This window comes from Microbulbifer sp. ABF4_148 (assembly GCF_056158985.1).
Genome location: NZ_JBSWUI010000001.1, coordinates 770,058 through 787,755 on the forward strand (window position 1 = coordinate 770,058; position 17,698 = coordinate 787,755).

17 protein-coding genes are annotated in these 17,698 nt (G+C 58.5%); 13 read left to right on the plus strand and 4 right to left on the minus strand.

Annotated elements, in window-relative coordinates; genetic code table 11:
- The first annotated feature begins 68 nt into the window (after positions 1–68).
- Positions 69–2,315, plus strand: coding sequence for a primosomal protein N' (locus tag ACXAD0_RS03335; RefSeq protein WP_475086929.1), 2,247 nt, complete (start codon positions 69–71; stop codon positions 2,313–2,315).
- Positions 2,316–2,441: 126 nt separating this feature from the next.
- Positions 2,442–3,020 carry an SPOR domain-containing protein gene (locus ACXAD0_RS03340; RefSeq protein WP_475086930.1) on the plus strand — a complete coding sequence of 193 codons (579 nt, stop codon included), beginning with the start codon at positions 2,442–2,444 and terminating at the stop codon, positions 3,018–3,020.
- Here the strand turns inward: ACXAD0_RS03340 and ACXAD0_RS03345 are convergent.
- The gene (locus ACXAD0_RS03345) at positions 3,017–3,259 is read right to left on the minus strand and encodes a DUF2798 domain-containing protein (protein WP_475086931.1); all 243 of its coding nucleotides are present in this window, start codon (positions 3,257–3,259) and stop codon (positions 3,017–3,019) included. The genes ACXAD0_RS03340 and ACXAD0_RS03345 overlap by 4 nt on opposite strands.
- Before the next feature lie 123 nt (positions 3,260–3,382).
- Between ACXAD0_RS03345 and hslV the strand changes: the two genes are divergently transcribed.
- From hslV to ACXAD0_RS03375, 6 genes are all read left to right on the plus strand, one after another.
- Positions 3,383–3,922: an ATP-dependent protease subunit HslV gene (gene hslV, locus ACXAD0_RS03350; protein ID WP_475086932.1), complete on the plus strand. Its 540-nt coding sequence runs from the start codon at positions 3,383–3,385 to the stop codon at positions 3,920–3,922.
- A gap of 208 nt (positions 3,923–4,130) precedes the next feature.
- Positions 4,131–5,447, plus strand: coding sequence for an ATP-dependent protease ATPase subunit HslU (gene hslU / locus ACXAD0_RS03355; protein ID WP_475086933.1), 1,317 nt, complete (start codon positions 4,131–4,133; stop codon positions 5,445–5,447).
- On the plus strand, positions 5,448–5,837 hold the full coding sequence (locus tag ACXAD0_RS03360) for a gamma-butyrobetaine hydroxylase family protein (protein ID WP_475086934.1): 390 nt from the start codon (positions 5,448–5,450) through the stop codon (positions 5,835–5,837). It abuts the gene before it with no gap.
- Positions 5,838–6,095: 258 nt separating this feature from the next.
- Positions 6,096–7,907, plus strand: a complete 1,812-nt coding sequence (locus ACXAD0_RS03365; protein ID WP_475086935.1) for a right-handed parallel beta-helix repeat-containing protein — start codon at positions 6,096–6,098, stop codon at positions 7,905–7,907.
- A 310-nt stretch (positions 7,908–8,217) separates the two neighbouring features.
- Positions 8,218–9,774, plus strand: coding sequence for an alkaline phosphatase (locus tag ACXAD0_RS03370; RefSeq protein WP_475086936.1), 1,557 nt, complete (start codon positions 8,218–8,220; stop codon positions 9,772–9,774).
- A 29-nt stretch (positions 9,775–9,803) separates the two neighbouring features.
- Positions 9,804–11,411 (plus strand): alkaline phosphatase, encoded by a 1,608-nt coding sequence (locus tag ACXAD0_RS03375; protein ID WP_475086937.1) that lies wholly within the window; start codon positions 9,804–9,806, stop codon positions 11,409–11,411.
- 104 nt (positions 11,412–11,515) lie between these two features.
- Here the strand turns inward: ACXAD0_RS03375 and ACXAD0_RS03380 are convergent, their stop codons facing one another.
- The gene (locus tag ACXAD0_RS03380) at positions 11,516–12,073 is read right to left on the minus strand and encodes a DUF3833 domain-containing protein (RefSeq protein ID WP_475086938.1); all 558 of its coding nucleotides are present in this window, start codon (positions 12,071–12,073) and stop codon (positions 11,516–11,518) included.
- A gap of 193 nt (positions 12,074–12,266) precedes the next feature.
- On the opposite strand from ACXAD0_RS03380, the gene ACXAD0_RS03385 reads away from it, so the two are divergent.
- Positions 12,267–12,956 carry a TorF family putative porin gene (locus tag ACXAD0_RS03385; protein WP_475086939.1) on the plus strand — a complete coding sequence of 230 codons (690 nt, stop codon included), beginning with the start codon at positions 12,267–12,269 and terminating at the stop codon, positions 12,954–12,956.
- Between the two features lie 3 nt (positions 12,957–12,959).
- Here the strand turns inward: ACXAD0_RS03385 and ACXAD0_RS03390 are convergent, their stop codons facing one another.
- A complete protein-coding gene (locus tag ACXAD0_RS03390; RefSeq protein ID WP_475086940.1) occupies positions 12,960–13,529 on the minus strand; it encodes a disulfide bond formation protein B in 570 nt (189 codons plus the stop codon).
- 2 nt (positions 13,530–13,531) lie between these two features.
- Positions 13,532–13,687 (minus strand): DUF5993 family protein, encoded by a 156-nt coding sequence (locus ACXAD0_RS03395; RefSeq protein WP_475086941.1) that lies wholly within the window; start codon positions 13,685–13,687, stop codon positions 13,532–13,534.
- A 189-nt stretch (positions 13,688–13,876) separates the two neighbouring features.
- Here ACXAD0_RS03395 and ACXAD0_RS03400 point away from each other — a divergent pair, with 189 nt between their 5' ends.
- The 4 genes from ACXAD0_RS03400 to ACXAD0_RS03415 all read left to right on the plus strand — a co-directional run bounded on the left by ACXAD0_RS03400 (position 13,877) and on the right by ACXAD0_RS03415 (position 17,685).
- Positions 13,877–14,224: a hypothetical protein gene (locus tag ACXAD0_RS03400; RefSeq protein WP_475086942.1), complete on the plus strand. Its 348-nt coding sequence runs from the start codon at positions 13,877–13,879 to the stop codon at positions 14,222–14,224.
- Between the two features lie 23 nt (positions 14,225–14,247).
- Complete coding sequence (locus ACXAD0_RS03405) at positions 14,248–15,138, plus strand: AEC family transporter (protein WP_475086943.1); 891 nt, start codon at positions 14,248–14,250, stop codon at positions 15,136–15,138.
- Positions 15,139–15,251: 113 nt separating this feature from the next.
- Positions 15,252–16,580 carry a TolC family protein gene (locus ACXAD0_RS03410; RefSeq protein WP_475086944.1) on the plus strand — a complete coding sequence of 443 codons (1,329 nt, stop codon included), beginning with the start codon at positions 15,252–15,254 and terminating at the stop codon, positions 16,578–16,580.
- Complete coding sequence (locus tag ACXAD0_RS03415; protein ID WP_475086945.1) at positions 16,555–17,685, plus strand: efflux RND transporter periplasmic adaptor subunit; 1,131 nt, start codon at positions 16,555–16,557, stop codon at positions 17,683–17,685. The genes ACXAD0_RS03410 and ACXAD0_RS03415 overlap by 26 nt, the downstream gene beginning before the upstream one ends.
- The last annotated feature ends 13 nt before the right edge of the window (positions 17,686–17,698 follow it).

The following is a 17,698-nucleotide window of genomic DNA, read 5'->3' on the forward strand; positions in this document are numbered from 1 at the left end:
GATCAAGTATGCCCACCCTGTGCTGAATGCGGGGTAGCCGTTAGACTAGCGCGTTTGATCAGACGCGTGTGAAGGAAGCAGTCGTGCAACAGGCGCAGGTAGAACAGGTGGGTCAGGCGGCGGAGGTCATCCTGCGGATGGCGGTGCCCGTGCCCCTGCGCCGATTGTTTGACTATCTTCCGCTGCAGGATGCCGACCCGGCTGAATTTCAGCCTGGCCAGCGCTTCTGGGTGCCGTTTGGTCCGCGCAAGCTGGTCGGCGTGCTGGTGGAAGTCGTGCATGAGAGCCCGCTTGCCGCGCTGAAGCCCGTCCACGAACAAATTGATCGAGAGCCCTTGTTTGACGCGCGTTATCGGCGCTTTCTTGCCTGGGCCGCGCACTATTACCAGGCGCCACCGGGAGAGCTGTATGCGGCCGCACTGCCCGTCGCATTGCGCAAAGGCAAGCCGGCGGATCACTGGGCCGAACAGTGGCTGCAGCTCACCACCGAAGGCAAAGGCTTGCCGGAAACCGCGCTCGCTCGTGCCCCCAAGCAGCAGGCACTGCTGCAGCTGCTATTGCAGCGCGACCGGGTCGGGCGCAGCCAGTTGCGCGCACTCGGACACAATACGCCCACGGTGCGTGCACTGCAGGAGCGGGGCCTGGTGGTTTGGGAGCCGGGGCCGACCCTGCCGCCGGCCATTTCGGTGGCGGAGGTGCAGGCCGCGCCGCAGCTCAATGAAGAGCAACAGCAGGTATTGGATGCGGTGCCCGCTGAGGGATTTTCCTGCGCATTGCTGGAGGGGACCACCGGCAGCGGCAAGACCGAGGTCTATCTGCGTCTCATGCAGCGGGCACTCGACGCCGGTAGGCAGGCCTTGCTGCTGGTACCGGAAATTGGCCTTACTCCGCAAACCTTGCGTCGTATTGCGGCGCGCTTTCCCGATCACAACATTGCCGCGCTGCACTCCGGCCTCGCCGAAGGCGAGCGTGCGCAGGCCTGGCTGTCCGCAGCCGGCGGCCAGGCAGATATTGTTATTGGTACCCGCTCCGCGATTCTTACGCCGCTGCCGCGACTGGGGGTGGTACTCGTCGATGAAGAGCACGATGGCTCTTTCAAACAGCAGGATGGCGTGCGTTATTCGGCGCGCGATCTGGCCGTGGTGCTGGCGCGCGATGCCGATGTGCCGGCACTGCTGGGATCCGCCACGCCGTCCCTGGAAAGCCTGCACAATGCCCTCAGCGGTCGCTATCAGCACCTGCGTCTGAAGCAGCGTGCGGGCGGCGCGCAGCCGCCGCAAATTCACCTGGTGCCGACGTTGGGGCAGCAGTTGGAGGAAGGGTTCGCGCCGCAGGTATTGCGCCATATTGGCGAGACACTACAGCGCGGTGAACAGGTGCTGGTGTTTATCAACCGACGCGGTTTCGCGCCGGCGCTCACCTGTGATGATTGCGGCTGGCTGGCGGACTGCCCGCACTGCGCCAGCAAGCTCACCCTGCACCGTGCCCAGCGTCAGTTGCGCTGCCACCACTGTGATTATCGTCGTCCTCTGCTCGACAGCTGCCCGCAATGTCACAGCCGTTCCCTCAGTGCCCTGGGCGGCGGTACCGAGCGCAGCGAGGGTCTGCTGGCCCAGCGCTTCTCGTCGTTTCCGGTGATTCGCGTCGACCGGGATACCACCACCAGCAAACAGGCTGTGGATAACTTGCTGGCACCGGCGCGGGCCGGCGAGCCCTGCCTGTTGCTGGGTACACAGATGCTGGCCAAGGGGCATCACCTGCCAAAGGTCACGTTGGTGGTGATTCAGGATGCCGATGGGGGTTTGTTCAGTGCCGACTTCCGCGCGCCCGAGCGCACCGGGCAATTGCTGGAGCAGGTTGCCGGCCGAGCCGGTCGCGGTGACCTCGCGGGCCGTGTACTGGTGCAGAGCCGTTTTCCTGAACACCCGCTGCTGCAACTGTTGCTCAATCGGGGTTATGGCGCCTTTGCCCGACAGCTGTTGCAGGAGCGCCAAACCGCCGGCCTGCCCCCGCTAAGGGCGATGGCGCTGGTGCGTGCGGAATGTGAGGAAGCGCGCTGGGCCGAAGCTTTCCTGCAGGACGCGCGGCAGCAAATGGAAGCGCTGGCTCCGAGTTCACCGTCGCTACAGTACCTGGGGCCGGTGCCGGCATTGCTGGAGCGGAAATCCGGTCGCTTCCGCTTCTATGTCCAGATTACGGCAGACAGGCGCAGTGTTCTGCAGTCGGTGTTGAGTCGTTTCTGCCAGTGGGCAGAAGGCTCGCGCAATCGGCGGGTCCGCTGGGCGGTGGATATGGACGCGCAGGAATTGTCCTGAGCCGGCCCCTGCGCTGCCCACCGGGGCGGGATTAGCGTTACAATCTCCGTCGATCGCTTGGCGGAAAACCAGTCGCCAGGCACAAAGAACAACAACTTCAGAGTCTTGATTGAGGATATCGACAGAATGAGCCGTCGCAATGCCAGCCGCCGCAGCAGTTCCGCGGGTCGTCCCGCCTGGGTCTGGTTTGTACTGGGTAATTTTGTCGGTGGCTTTGCCGTGTTCATGGTGTTTATGAACAGCCTGCAGCAGGAAGGCGTTAAAGCCCGCAGTGTTGCGGGTGTCGAGGCGCCAGCCAAAGCGGAAGACAAGGCGGGGCCCAAGTTCGACTTCTATACCCTGCTGCAGGAAAACGAAGTCTCGGTCCCCGAACCCAAGACCCGCCAGCTGGAACGTCGGGCGTCCAGCCAGGCCGGCACCTCGGAGGAAGAAGCGGCGCCACAACCGGTCGCCGTAGAGTCCCCCACCGTGTTTATCCTGCAGGCCGCATCATTTCGTGAGGCCGCCGAGGCCGATCGCCTGCGGGCGCAGTTGGTACTCGCCAACCTGGATGTCAGCGTCGAGCAGGCGACCGATGCCCGTGGAACCTGGCATCGGGTGTTGGTCGGCCCCTATACCAGCCGCTCCAGTGTGGCGAAGGCGCGCCAGATTCTGGCGGAACACAGCCTGATGCCGCTGGTCCTCAAGCGCCCCGCCAAGCGTTAGTCCTCTCCCGGCTGACCCACCAGTTTGCGCGCCAGTCGATGGGACAATGGCGCGATCACCGATACCAGCGGGAATGCCACGACCCACGCCACCGCCCAGGCGCGCATCCAGCGCAGGAAAAAGCCCACATCCATCCCGGTGTTGACCAGGGTGATGATCCCGGACATCAACAGGGACATCAGCCCCGACATAATCAGCGCGAACGCGAGGGAATAGCGTCGCGTGGGAAGATTCGGCATGGGTACCTCCGGTTCAGCCAGCGCGCATTTTAGCGGGCACGCGTTGAAATCCGTAAGTGGCGACCTCACTTAGTTTGTCAGCGCGCGGTTTGCGCATCGATTCCCCAACCCGAGGGCCTCTTCTTGGAACAGTATCGCGGAACCACCATTCTCTCCTGTCGTCGAAATGGCAAGGTCGTCATTGGCGGCGACGGTCAGGTCTCCATGGGAAACACCATTATGAAAGGCAATGCGCGCAAAGTGCGTCGCCTGTACAAGGACCGGGTACTGGCCGGTTTCGCCGGCGGCACAGCCGATGCCTTCACCCTGTTCGAGCGCTTTGAAGCCAAGCTCGAGGCCCACGGCGGCCAGCTGACCCGCGCGGCGGTGGAACTGGCCAAAGACTGGCGTACCGACCGTGCGCTGCGGCGCCTGGAGGCCCTGCTGGCCGTGGCGGATGAAACTGCCAGCCTGATCGTGACCGGCAATGGTGACGTGATCCAGCCGGAAGATGACCTGATTGCCATTGGCTCCGGTGGCCCCTTCGCCCAGTCCGCGGCCCGCGCACTGCTCGACAATACCGAACTGGATGCCCGCACCATCGTCGAACAGGGGCTGAAGATCGCCGGTGATATCTGTGTGTACACCAACCACAACAACACCATTGAAGAACTGAGTTACTGAGCGAGCTACACAGCGCTCGCCCATTCAACGTGAACTGAAGGGCGGGTATGGGCACTGGTATTTCAAGCCAGATGGAATCCGGGACGATTCCGACAGAGTGGTCAGGGAAGTATTTACCGCGAGCTTGAAATACCTGTGCCTGTACACGCCCGCCACCGGCCTCTTTTCAATGACGAGGCGGCAACCGAATACGAGACAGAGTAAGACCATGTCCCAGATGACCCCCAGAGAAATCGTCCATGAACTCGACCGCCATATTGTCGGTCAGCAGGATGCTAAGCGTGCCGTGGCCATCGCCCTGCGCAATCGCTGGCGCCGCATGCAGGTCAGCGAAGAGCTGCGCCCGGAGATTACCCCGAAAAATATCCTCATGATCGGCCCCACCGGTGTGGGTAAAACCGAGATTGCCCGTCGGTTGGCGAAGCTGGCCGGTGCGCCGTTTATCAAGGTGGAAGCGACCAAGTTTACCGAGGTGGGTTACGTTGGTCGCGATGTGGAATCCATCGTGCGTGACCTGGTGGAAGTCTCCATCAAGCTGGAGCGTGAGCGCGCCATGTCCGGTGTGCAGCAGCGTGCCATGGACGCGGCCGAAGAGCGCATCCTCGACGCCCTGCTACCGCCCGCGCGCGGTGCCGAACCCGGCGACCGCGATTCCAGCACCCGGCAGATGTTCCGCAAGAAATTACGTGAGGGTGAGCTCAACGACAAGGAAATCGAGATCGATGTGTCCGAGCAACCCATGGGTGTCGAGATTATGGCGCCTCCCGGTATGGAAGAAATGACCAATCAGCTGCAGGGCATGTTCTCCAACATGGCCAAGGACAAGACCCGCAAGCGCAAGCTCACGGTCAAGCAGGCGCTGAAACAGATTACCGATGAAGAGGCCGGCAAGCTGGTCAACGATGAAGAGATCAAGACACGTGCCATTGAATCTGCCGAGCAGAACGGCATCGTGTTTCTCGACGAAATCGACAAGGTCGCCAAGCGCCAGGAAGGCGGCGGAGCCGACGTCTCCCGCGAGGGTGTGCAGCGCGACCTGCTGCCGCTGATCGAGGGCAGCACCGTCAGCACCAAGTACGGCATGCTCAAGACCGACCATATTCTGTTTATTGCTTCCGGCGCTTTCCATTTGGCCAAGCCGTCCGACCTGATTCCGGAATTGCAGGGACGTTTGCCCATTCGCGTGGAGCTGAGTTCGCTGACCTCCGATGACTTCCAGCGCATTCTCACCGAGCCATCTGCGTCACTGACCGAGCAGCAGAAAGCGCTGCTGGCCACCGAGGGCCTGCAGCTGACTTTCACCAATGACGGGATCCGGCGGATTGCCGAGGTGGCGTTTGAGGTCAACGAGCGCACCGAAAATATCGGCGCACGTCGTCTGCACACAGTGCTCGAACGCCTGCTGGAAGAAATCTCGTTCAGCGCTGGCGACAACGGTAGTGATGTCACCATCGACGCCGCCTACGTCGACAGCCACCTGGGTGAGCTCAGCCAGAACGAAGACCTGTCGCGGTTTATCCTGTAAATGTGCGCCGCGACTGCCAAACCTACCCGGGTGCGCCTCAATCGGGAGGCCAATACCCTGGAGCTGGAGTTTGCCGGCCAGGGTTATGCCCTGCCGGCCGAATACCTGCGGGTCTATTCGCCCAGTGCGGAAGTGCGCGGCCACGGACCCGGCGAGGGCAAGCTGGTGAGCGGCAAGCTGCATGTGCGAATCGACACCCTCGAAACCGCCGGCCGCTATGCACTGAAGATCGTTTTCGATGATGGCCATGATACCGGTCTCTACAGCTGGGAATATCTGCGCGAGCTGGGCGAGCAACAGGCGCAAAAATGGCAGGCCTATCTCGACCGTCTCGAGAAAGCGGGTCAGGGTCGCGATCCGGATGAGAGTCCGGTGCGGATCATCAGTTAATGAATAATCTGTCCTGATTCAGGGTGCTACTGTCCGTGGCGCCCGCATCCCGCATTCCGGGTCAGCACCACCGCTCCTCTTTCCCCGAACACTCGAGCTGGCGTATGCTTGAGCCAATCCCCGTACCCGAATAACGAACCGGCGAGCAGCGCGATGACAATTTTCGATCCAAAATGTAAACGTTTCCATCGGATTGTTGGAAATCGACGTGCTGTGGCCTGGATTGTCACGAGCCTTTTGTCTTTGAGCGGTTGTAGTGTGGAAGATGATACCGAGCGTAGCGGCAGTGTTGCCGCGATGCCGGTGGAGTATTTCGTTGCGCCGGATGGCAACGACAATGGACCGGGCACGACAGCCGCACCGTTTCGAACAATCAATCGCGCGGCGCAGCAGGCCTTGCCGGGGGATACTGTCACGGTGCGCGCCGGCATTTATCGTGAGTGGGTCAAACCACCGCGCGGGGGAGAGTCTGAAACCCGCCGTATTGTCTACCGCGCGGCCCCCGGCGAGGACGTCCGTATTCTCGGGTCTGAACGCGTCGCTGGCTGGGAGCGCCAGGCCGACGGTAGCTGGCAATTGCAGCTACCGGTCGCCTACTTTGGCGACTTCAATCCATTCAACACACTGACCCGGCATCCCCAATATATTGTCCAGGACGAAGAGGGAGACGGCTGGGGGTGGCTCAAGTATGGCCGCTGGACCCATCTTGGCGATGTCTTCCTGGACGGGCAGGGGCTGACCGAAAAGCGAACCCTGGTTGAGGTGCTGGATCAGCCCCTGACCTGGAAAACACGCACCGATGACGAACAGGGCATCACCACGATCTGGGCCAACTTCGGCGAGGCCGACCCGAACGTCCTATCGGTGGAAATCAACAAACGGCCCTATGGATTTTTCCCCACTACCGCCGGACTGGGTTTTATCACGGTCAGCGGTTTTACCGTGATGAATGTGGCCAGTCACTGGGCGCCGCCGGTGGCCTACCAGCCTGGCGCAATTGGCCCGAACGGCGGGCATCACTGGAATATCCAGGACAACATCGTGATGTATGCAAAGGGTGTGTGCGTCTCCTTGGGCAATCCGACCGCGGTCGCTAATCAAAACGCCAGCGGGCATCATCGCGTGGTCCGCAATGTCCTGTTGCGTTGTGGCCAGGCCGGCATTGCCGGGCAGGGGTGGAATAACAATACCCTGATTGCCCAGAACCATATCGAGGACATTAACTACCGGGAAGAGTTTGGCGGTTGGGAAACTGCAGGTATCAAACACCATATGAGCAAATCGTTGCGGATTGAGCGCAATTTTATCCGCAACGTACACACCATTAATCCGGAAGAAGGCGCTGCCCATGGAATCTGGATCGACTTCAACAATAGTGACGTGCGTGTCACCGGTAATATTGTCATGGGGGCAGAAGCCAATGCGATCCTCACTGAGGCCAACATGCATGGGCCAAACCTTTATGACAACAACATTTTGATTGGCGGTACCGCAGGGACCTATTCCTCTGTGGGAGATGCCTGGGTGCACAACCTGTTTATTGATAATGTTCCCAGTTGGATCAATCAGGATTGGGGGGATCGCCCCGCCATCGCCTACAGTCGCTGGCTGAACAATCTGTTTATTGGGGAAACTGCTCCCGAAGTGTTCGGTGGTCGCGGGATGAACTTCTCCGGCAACGCCTACTTGCCGGTTGTTAGCGACAGCGCCGACAAGAGCGATGGTAGTAATGTGTTGGCAGAGCATGCGGCGGAATTGCCTCTCGCAGAACACGAGTTTGCGGGTGGAGATTACCGAATGATAGAAAATGATCAGGGGCTGGTCCTACAGCTCAACTTGCCGGACCAGCTGACAGGCCGGAAAGGCGCGCTGATCAATCACTCCAGTATGGGCTTGTCATTTACCTTTGATGCAACGGTCTCCGCCGATTTTTATCGGAACCTGCGGGAAGAAGAGGTGAATGCGCTGGGTCCGTTTTCTCACCTCGTGCCGGGTGCCAACAGCTTTCCGTTGCACCATTTTTCCGAACGTTACCAGCGGGCGCGCGCGATCATTGGTTTGGGCGACTAAAATTTTGCTCTTTTGCCGTTGCATTATCTCGTCGACGATCATTGTTAACGGAGGTGTCGCTGCGGTTGGCCGGTTGTGTCGGGATAAATTATTTGCGAGCCTTTATAAAATGTTCTGTTATCACGTATCTTATGGGGCAGGTGCGATAAAATTTTATCGATAAAAATTTTCCAGAAAAATTTTTGTAATTTACTACGCCATACTCCGCGGCATGATTCACATTCCACACAAAATTCATCTTCGTGTTACCAGCCATTCATCTGTTTTTTCTCTAATGCCCCTCGAATTTTTCAACTAACTCGAGGACATCATGCGCAACAGTATAAAAAGCGCGGTCGTTACGTCGTTGCTAGTGGGTTTGGCTTTTGACATCCATGCCGCGGAACTCCCTGACTATCAGACTGCGAGCCCGTGGTTTACCACAGGCACTGAACAGGTTGCGGACAAAATTGCTCTGACCAGAGATGACGCCACAGCAAAAAATGTCATCCTGTTTGTCGGTGACGGCATGGGTATCACCACGCTGACGGCAGCGAGAATTCTGGAAGGCCAGCTGCGCGGGGAGTCGGGCGAAGAAAACCTGCTGGCATTTGAACGCTTTCCGTATAGCGCGCTGGTAAAAACCTATAACACCAATCAGCAGACCCCGGACTCTGCCGGCACGATGACCGCAATGATGACCGGCGTCAAAACGGATGTGGGTGTGATCAACGTGGATAGCGACGTGGAGCGTGGCAACTGTGGCTCCGTTGCCGGCAATGAGTTGTCTACCTTCCTGGAACTGATGGAGAGCCGGGGCCGCAGCACCGGTATTGTATCCACGGCGCGCATCACCCACGCCACGCCGGCTGCGACCTACGCCCGGGCCCCGGAGCGCGGTTGGGAGTCTGATGATGCGCTGCCTGATGAGGCGCTGCAAAATGGCTGTACCGATATCGCTGCCCAGCTGGTCGCACTGGAGGCTGGTGATGGGATCGATGTGATACTCGGTGGCGGCCGCCGTCACTTTTTACCCGGAGACGCCGGCGGCCGACGACTTGACGGGCGCGACCTGACCGCCGAGTGGCTCGACCGCTATGCCGATGCGCAGCAAGCCGAGTATGTGGTGTCTGGCACCGAGCTGGACGGGCTGAACCTTGCTGACACGGACAAGTTACTCGGACTGTTTACCAGCTCCCACATGAGTTACGACGCTGATCGCCTGGCCACAGGTGCCGATGAGCCCAGCATCGCGCAAATGACCAGGACGGCGCTGGATCTGCTGCAAGGCAATCAGGAAGGCTACTTCCTGATGGTCGAGTCCGGTCGCATCGACCATGGCCATCATGCGGGCAGTGCGTACAATGCCCTGCACGATACGCTGGCCTTTGCCAACGCGGTACAGACAGCGATTGATACCGTAGACCTTTCAGAAACACTGGTATTGGTCACCGCGGACCATAGCCACGTGTTTGCGATCGCCGGATATCCGACCCGCGGTAATCCGATTTTGGGTAAAGTGGTCGGCAATGACAGCAGTGGCGCTTCGACCAATGTAGTGGCGTTGGCCGCGGATGGCCTGCCCTATACCACCCTGAGTTACTTTAATGGTCGCGGTTTTGCCGACCTGGGTGATGAGACGGATGCGGACGTGCGCTATGGATTACCTGTGGACACTGGCCGCAAGGATCTCACCGCTGTGGATACGACTTCCCCCGGCTTCCACCAGGAAGCGCTGGTGCCCACCAGTGCAGAGACCCATGCGGGTGAGGACATTAGCCTGCATGCGATTGGTGCCGGTGCCCAACTGGTGCAAGGCAGCGTTGAACAGAATATCATTTTCCATCTGATGGTCGAGGCGACCGGGCTATCAGTGAGCGCCAACTGAGCGAACCCAAAATATTAGGAGCAGCAGTGATGCAATTTATTCAATTTTCGCGGGCCGCGCTGTCGGCCGCCGTAGCCGCGACGCTCGTATTAAGCGCCTGTAGTGACAACGAGCCGGGCCAGACACAAATTTTGCCTGAGCCGGAAGTGCCGGTGATAAACCTGTCGGAACATCAGTTACAGAGCGACTGGTTTACTGAGGGCCAGACGGTGATCGAAAAGGCGCGCGCCCAGGTCATTAACAACGACAAAGGTGCAGCAAAAAATATCATCCTGTTCGTCGGCGACGGCATGGGTATCTCGACCGTCACCGCTGCGCGCATTCTCGCCGGACAGCAGCAGGGAATGAGCGGCGAGGAATATCAGTTAAGCTTCGAGACCATGCCGATTGCGGGCCTGATCAAGACCTATAACACCAACCAGCAAACCCCGGACTCTGCCGGCACCATGACGGCAATGGTCACTGGTGTGAAGACAAAGGCCGGCGTGCTGAGCGTTGCGGAGGATGTGGCGCGCGGAGATTGCGAGGCAAGCAAGTCGCGTCAGCTCGTGACGGCGCTGGAGCTTGCGGAGGATTTGGGCAAAAGTACCGGTATTGTCAGTACTGCCCGTATCACCCATGCCACGCCTGGTGCTACCTATGCAAAAGTCCCTGAGCGCGGTTGGGAGTACAGCGCAGGCGGGGACTGCGTGGATATCGCCTCCCAGATGGTCGCACTGCAGGCTGGTGACGGCATCGACGTAGTGATGGGCGGAGGCCGCCGTAGCTTTCTGCCGACCGCGATGACGGATCTCGAGGGTAGCGCAGGGCGTCGTGAAGACGGTCGCAACCTGGTACAGGAGTGGCAGCAGCGCTACGACGATGGTGTTACCAACGCGGTTTACATCGAAGATGAGGCCGCATTTGATGGGATGGATGTTGCAGCGACAGACAAATTACTGGGGCTATTTAGTTCCTCTCACATGCGTTACGAGGCCGATCGGGCAAATGATACCGCGGGTGAGCCCTCGCTCGCTGCCATGACTGCCAAAAGCCTGGAACTGCTGCAGAAGGACAGCGACGGTTATTTCCTGATGGTGGAATCCGGTCGAATCGATCATGGCCACCATGCGGGCAGTGCCTACAATGCGCTGACCGATGCCATCGAATTTGCCGAGGCGATACAGGTGGCGATGGATAACACCAGCATGGAAGACACGCTGATCATTGTGACGGCCGACCACAGTCACGTGATGACCATTGCAGGCTACCCGACCCGCGGCAATCCAATTCTGGGAAAAGTCGTCGGCAATGATTCGACGGGTGCGGCAGAGAGTGCCGAATCGCTCGCCGAGGATGGGCTACCCTACACCACCCTGGGTTATGCCAATGGCCGGGGCTTTGCGGATCTCAGTGAAGAAACTGATGCAGATGTTCGCTATGGCCTGCCGATAGACAGCGGTCGCAAGGATCTCACCGCTGTGGATACGGAAACGTCGGGTTTTCACCAGGAAGCGCTGGTACCCCTCGAAGCTGAAACGCATGCCGGTGAAGACGTTGGCGTTTGGGCGCAGGGACCGGGTTCACACCTCCTCAGCGGTACCAATGAGCAGAGTGTGATTTTCCATGTGATGGCGCACTCCGGCGGTTTGCTGTAAGGCAGCGATGCCGGCAAAACGGCAGCCCCCGTCGGCACATTGTCGATGGGGGCATTGTGCATTTCCATGCTGGATACGCGACACAGAACTGAACGTGGACAGGCCTAGTCTGATTTTACCACTGTCAAAAGAATGGCGCCGACAGAGAAGCCCCACTTGCTCAGACGCGACTCGTTCATGATGACCTTGTCAGATACCAGATACATTCTGTCATCGACATTGACGTCGATGGTGTCTCCCTTGTACGAGACGCGCAAGGTATAGCGAATGAACATCGCATTGCCGCTGACTTCGACCTCGGCGTCGCCGACGACGTCCTCTGCCCTGCCAATAAAAGTCCGTACGCCCGCGCGATCGTTGGCCGGTGTGGGAATCAGCTGCCAATTACGGAACTGAACCTCGCCATCATCAAAGACAAACCGTTCCGCCAGTAAGCCCTGGCCATTGTCCCAGCTACCCTTGAGTTCCGCATTGAAACGTCGAGTCACCTTGCCGCTGCGGTCCTGGACAACACCATGTGCCGTCATATCTCCTCGGAAGAATTCCTCGGGAATCAGCGCGGGACGCTCATCATAGTAAGTGTCGATGCGGGTTGACCCGCAGGCCACTGAAAGCAGGCATGCGCCTAACAGTGGCAGGTAACGCAGAAAAAACTTGGCCATGGGTTTGAATCCGTAGGGGGGTGCACTGGGGGAATACGTCTTACTGCTGAGTATGGATTCTCTGCCGGGTACGGCAAGCCGGCCCCTAACCCATAGATGATTCATGCCAGGAGAGTGGATAGAATGCGCCGACTCCTGCTGACATGCTGACATGCTGGCAAAGTCTGTACCGGAATAACCATAAGGACATAACGTGAAATCTGTCGTCATTGCCTTTATCGCCTTGATATTTTCCCTCCCATTGCAGGCTTCGGAACTAAGCGCCAAAGTGACGCTGGTCAGTGACTATCGCTACGGCGGTGTCTCCATGACCGCTGGTAATCCGGCGCTGCAGGTCGAACTGGAAAATGACTTTGGCAACGGCGCCTTTGCTGGATTGTGGAGCAGCAATATCGATTATGGAGATGGTAGCGATGTGGAGCTGGATGTTTACGCAGGCTATAGCAGCGCAATATCCAGTGACTGGTACTACACAGTTTCGTTGGTTTATATCACCCAGCAGGGTGGCCAGGTCGAAAACCGCGATTATCTGGAACTCGAATCTTCACTCGGTACAGAGACATTCTGGGCGACCTATGGCGTCAGCGATAATGCGTATAACACCGGGCTCCAGAGCGAAAGAGCGGAGGTAGCACTGTCCCAGCCGCTGTTTGAGTCTGCCGCCCTTAAGCTGGTCGCTGCGCATTACTTCGGTGATTACTATGGTGAGTATGACGTCAACAACTACTGGCACTATGTGCTGGGTATTGAGCAGGAGTTTGGCGGGATACAGGTTGGTGCTGACTATCAGATCCAGAAAATGGACAAGGCAGATCGCGCTTCGCGTGGTCTCTTTCGCAATGACAATACCCTGGCATTTCGCATCGCGATACCGCTGCGGTAAGCCCTACCCGCTGAACACCGACAATAAACTCAGCAGCTTGTAGTTCACCGGGTTGTCCGGGCATTTTCCAGGACCGCATTCGAGCAACGCTGCGATGGCATTCGCGACGGTAACCCCGACTGCTGTCCAGCAAATGCCTTTCTCCAGCTTGCTGACCTGCAATGCTTCCCCTGCCGGCCGCTGTTGGGAAAACAGCAGCAGGATCGCAACAGCGAAAATCGTGGCGGAGAAAAGCAGGAATGACCAGGTATAAAAATGCAGGCCAAAAATTGGAGAGCCATAGGTGCCGGTTCCCGGCACGATATGCAGGCACACCTGTCGCAAGGCGACACTAGCGCCAAATATGGCCCCGAGGATCACCAGTCCATAGTGCGCGTACTGAACGCCCTTCAATACATTCAGCATAAAACCGAAAAGTACCAGGCAGAACGCGACGCGCTGTAGCAGGCACAGTGGGCAGGGCAGCTCATTTAATCCAAGCTGCAAGCCAAACCCGATGAGCAGAACCAGGGTGATACCGGCAACACCCAGAGCGTTGAGAAATCGGACGGCACTATTGGAGAGTACAAGCATGGTTACAGCACAATGGACAGTTTGTCGGTGGCGTGGACTTTGAACCAGAACAGACTCAGCAGAAAACAGAGCGTATAGCTGCCATACGCGAGCCGCATTTTGTCGAATATTGCCGCCACCATGCCCACGGCGATCAAGAGAAATAGTAACGCGATCATACAGCGGCCTCGCTCCGGTATTGCGTACGCTAGTGAGACTGTCCTCGATTAGACGCTAGTTCACCGCCTGCGCGGCCGCAATCTTCCCGCGGCAATCCTTTCCCGGTCGGCACCTAAAGCACCTGTCGTTCAAGTTTGGCCACGCCTGCTAGATTGAGGGGATATCCTCAAATTACTGGGAGTATGCCCGTGGACGAGCGACCATCGGATCCGGATGCCCGAGAAAGTGCCGCGGAGATGGCGCGCAACCGCGGACTGTTTATTCTGCTGGCGTGTATTGCGGTCATCCTCACCGTGTTCCCGTTGATGCTATTGAATGAAATTGTTCGGGGTCTCGGCGTGCCGCCGGATATGGCGGAAACCTATTTCCGCAACCGCTGGTTGCTGACGCTGCTGGCGGTGCTGATTTTGGGTGAGCTGTGGCTGTTGCACTGGAAGCACCAGATTTGGCCGCGCATCTGGATGACACTGTTTACCGTGGTGATGGTGCTATGTCTTGTTGCCGCACATCTGTGGCTGCCCTCAGCAACCGCATGACCGATTGACAGGAAAACCCTCCGATGGAGCAGGTACTGGAAAAAGTTATCTCAGTCCTCGGGCCCATTCTCCTGGTCATGGCTGCGGGTTTCTTTTGGATCAAGCTCAAGCAGCCCTGGGATAAGAAAACCATCAGTGCGCTGGTGATTCATATCGCCATTCCGGCTTTGCTGATCTCACACCTCGGCCAACAACATGTGAGTGCCCACAATTTCTATCAGGTGGGTGGCGCTGCCATTATTGCAACTCTGGCGATTCTCCTACTCTGCTGGTTGGTGCTGAAAGTCACCCGACAGCCGATGCGTCCGTATCTCGGCAGCATGTCACTGACCAATGTGGGAAGTTTTGGATTGTCTGTCTGCCTGCTGCAATACGGCGCGGATGGCCTGGCGCTGGGCCTGGCCTACACGCTGGTCGTTGTCGTGGCACTGTTTACTGTGGGCATGTGGATTCCGGAAGGAAAGCTGGACTTCTCAATGCTGTTTCGCATGCCGGTGACCTACGGCATGTTGATCGCGATGGCGCTGGTGGCAACGGGCACCAAGCTGCCAGTCGTACTGGATAAAGGGCTGGGGTTTCTTGGGCAATTAATGATCCCCTTGCAGCTGTTCACGCTCGGTTGTGCGGTAGCAGTACTCAAGGGCAGTAGCTTTTGGCGCAGTATTTTCTTGTGTGTGACACGCACCGGTCTGGCGATAGGCGTCGTTCTGGCCATTACCGAACTGCTTGCCCTGGAGGGCATGGTCAAGGGCGTCTTTATTATCCAGGCAACGCTGCCCTCGGCGGCGGTTACCAATTACCTGCTGGTGGATAAGTTTGACGAACCGGAGGCGCCCGATGCGGCCAGTTATGTACTGGCATCCACTTTACTTTCCATTCTGGTTTTGCCGCCAATCCTCGCATACTGGATCTGAGACGAATGCGCTGTGTTAGCCGCCAGCTCGAGCTGAGGGCGCTCCGGTTCTTCATATACTGAAGGGACGCCGCGCATCTGGCGAGCGGCGAGGTGGTCCTGCCCGCTGGCAGCATGGAGGTAAAGTTGGTGACAGGCGCGCTGTTCATGGTGCTCGCTCTGGGAGGGGCCGGGGGCGAATCCCCGCTATTGACCCTCGACGAGGCCGTGCATATCGCCGTCACGGATAACCATCGTGTGCAGAGTGCCGCGCTGAAAGCAGATCAGCTCAAAGATCGTGTCGCCGCAATCAAGACCCGCCGTTATCCCAAGCTCGAGCTGATCGGCGGCGTCAGGGATCATCTTACTGATCAAACCTACACATTCGATCAGGGCGTCTGGTATCCGGACTCGCCGATCGGTCCAATCCCGCCGGAAAATATCAGCATTACCACACAGGAGAACACGACGGGCTATGTGTCGGCGGGTATCGCGCAGCCACTGACCCAGCTTTATGGGCTGTCGCTGCGTATCAAGGAGGGCGATGTCATCGCCGGGCGCGCCTGGGAGAAAATGCGAATCACCCAGCAGGACATCGCGCGTCTGGTAAAGCGCCAGTATTTCGAGATTGGTCGAATTCATGGCGACCTGCGCACGCTGGATGAATCCATTACGTTCTATGCGTCTCTGGAGACCCTGGTTGGCAATTACGTTGCACAACAGGTTGCCCTCGAATATGAATTGCTCGACGTTCGTGCACGCCTTGCACGGCGACGGCTCGACAGCCATCGTCGGCAGGATGAATTGAAGACGGCACGCGAAAGGCTTAATGCCTTAATGGGGCGGCCGCTGCAAACGGCTTTCCGTATCGAGCACCTGCCCGATCCCCACAAACTCGCTTTCGATCCTGCCCAGTCGGTTGAACTGGCGTTTGCACAGCGCGCAGATGTGGCCGAATCCGCGCTGCATATCCAGCAGGCAGAATTGAGCTATGACATCAAAAAGTCCGAGTACATTCCTGATGTGGAATTGCGCTTGCGATACGCCAAGCTGTATGACGTCAACCTGATTCCCGACGACGAAGCCTATGTCTCCCTGCATGTGCGCTGGGAGATTTTTGACTGGGGTCGCAAGCGCGACGAATTGTCCGGTAAGCGCAGCGCAATCCTCAGTGCCGAACAGCATTCTGAAGAAGTCACCAGCAGGGTTGAAATTGAAGTCCTCGACAGTCTGCGCAAACTGCAAACCGCACAGGAATCCGTTGGCGTGGCGGAACAGGCGCAATTGGCCTATCGCGACAAAGTCCGGGTACTCCTCAACCGTTATCGACAGCAGGCCACGTTGCTACAGGACCTGCTGGAAGCCGAGACGGAACTGGAACGCGCCAACAGTGAATACAATCGTGCGGTGTTGAGTGTCTGGGCGGCGCTGGCCGATTATGAAAAAGCGATCGGGGCGCACTGATATGCGGCGCTGGTGCACCGGTCTCCTCGCGGCGGCTTGTTTGCTCGGGTGCAGTAAGCAGCCTCCGCCAGTTACGCCAATCCCGGTGCGCGTGATCGCGGCCAGTGCGATCGAGGGCACGGAAGGTTTGCGCTACGCTGCGGAAGTGACGCCATTTACTCAGGTCGATGTGGCGTTTCGTACCAATGGCTATATCGAGTCCATTGCCGAGCGACCGGGGCTGGGACAGCCGCGTATCCTGCAACCCGGCGATACGGTTAACAAGGATGAGGAGTTGGCCAAGGTCCGCGACCAGCAGTATCGCGATGACGTGGTGGAAGCCGAAGCTAACCTCGGCAAGGCTGAAGCGGCGCGGCAGAAGGCGAACCTGGATTACCAGCGAGCCACTGCACTGTTCAAAACCGCCAGTATCACTGCGCCGGAATATGATGCCGCGCGGGAAGAATTCGAGACAGCAGCGGCGGGCGTCAAAGGGGCAAAAGCGCGACTCGATCAGGCGCACCTCAAACTGTATGACACCATCCTGCGCGCGCCGATGGCCGGGTTGATCCTGCAGCGCAATATTGAAGTCGGTGCACTGGTCCACTCTGATTCCGTAGGATTTGTGCTGGCGGACCTGTCACGCGTCAAAGTGCTGTTCAGTGTGCCGGACGTGGTGCTCAAGAATGTGCAACTGGGCAGTCCATTGAATGTGCGCACAGAGTCCCTGCCCAATCGGGTATTCCAGGGCAAGGTGACAGAAGTGGCTCCGTCTGCTGACGAGCGCACACGGGTATTTTCGATTACCGTAACCGTGCCAAATCCGGATGGTGCACTCAAGACCGGCATGATTGCCGCACTCGATGTGGGTGCCCTGCGCCTGCCTTCGCAAGTCGTCATTCCCATGGCCAGCCTGGTGACGGATCCGGATCGCCCGCAGGGGTTCGCCGTATTTGTTGTGGAGGGGACGGATCAGGGAGATTTTGCACATCGCCGCTCCGTGGTGACCGGGCAGGTACTGGGCAATCGTATTGTGGTTGAGCACGGGTTGCGTGCGGGCCAGCGTGTGATTGTCACCGGCGCGGCGCAGGTGCGCGACGGCCAGCAAGTGGCCATTGTGCCCTGAGGTCGGGAGTCAG

Bases quoted from the DNA above. Each gene is read 5' to 3' on its own strand.
- ACXAD0_RS03415 (WP_475086945.1), top strand. From the start codon at position 16,555: ATGAAAAAGCGATCGGGGCGCACTGATATGCGGCGCTGGTGCACCGGT.
- hslU (WP_475086933.1), top strand. From the start codon at position 4,131: ATGTCCCAGATGACCCCCAGAGAAATCGTCCATGAACTCGACCGCCAT.
- ACXAD0_RS03405 (WP_475086943.1), top strand. From the start codon at position 14,248: ATGGAGCAGGTACTGGAAAAAGTTATCTCAGTCCTCGGGCCCATTCTC.
- ACXAD0_RS03345 (WP_475086931.1), bottom strand. From the start codon at position 3,259: ATGCCGAATCTTCCCACGCGACGCTATTCCCTCGCGTTCGCGCTGATT.
- ACXAD0_RS03340 (WP_475086930.1), top strand. From the start codon at position 2,442: ATGAGCCGTCGCAATGCCAGCCGCCGCAGCAGTTCCGCGGGTCGTCCC.
- ACXAD0_RS03380 (WP_475086938.1), bottom strand. From the start codon at position 12,073: ATGGCCAAGTTTTTTCTGCGTTACCTGCCACTGTTAGGCGCATGCCTG.
- ACXAD0_RS03395 (WP_475086941.1), bottom strand. From the start codon at position 13,687: ATGATCGCGTTACTATTTCTCTTGATCGCCGTGGGCATGGTGGCGGCA.
- ACXAD0_RS03370 (WP_475086936.1), top strand. From the start codon at position 8,218: ATGCGCAACAGTATAAAAAGCGCGGTCGTTACGTCGTTGCTAGTGGGT.
- ACXAD0_RS03375 (WP_475086937.1), top strand. From the start codon at position 9,804: ATGCAATTTATTCAATTTTCGCGGGCCGCGCTGTCGGCCGCCGTAGCC.
- ACXAD0_RS03410 (WP_475086944.1), top strand. From the start codon at position 15,252: ATGGAGGTAAAGTTGGTGACAGGCGCGCTGTTCATGGTGCTCGCTCTG.
- ACXAD0_RS03390 (WP_475086940.1), bottom strand. From the start codon at position 13,529: ATGCTTGTACTCTCCAATAGTGCCGTCCGATTTCTCAACGCTCTGGGT.
- ACXAD0_RS03360 (WP_475086934.1), top strand. From the start codon at position 5,448: ATGTGCGCCGCGACTGCCAAACCTACCCGGGTGCGCCTCAATCGGGAG.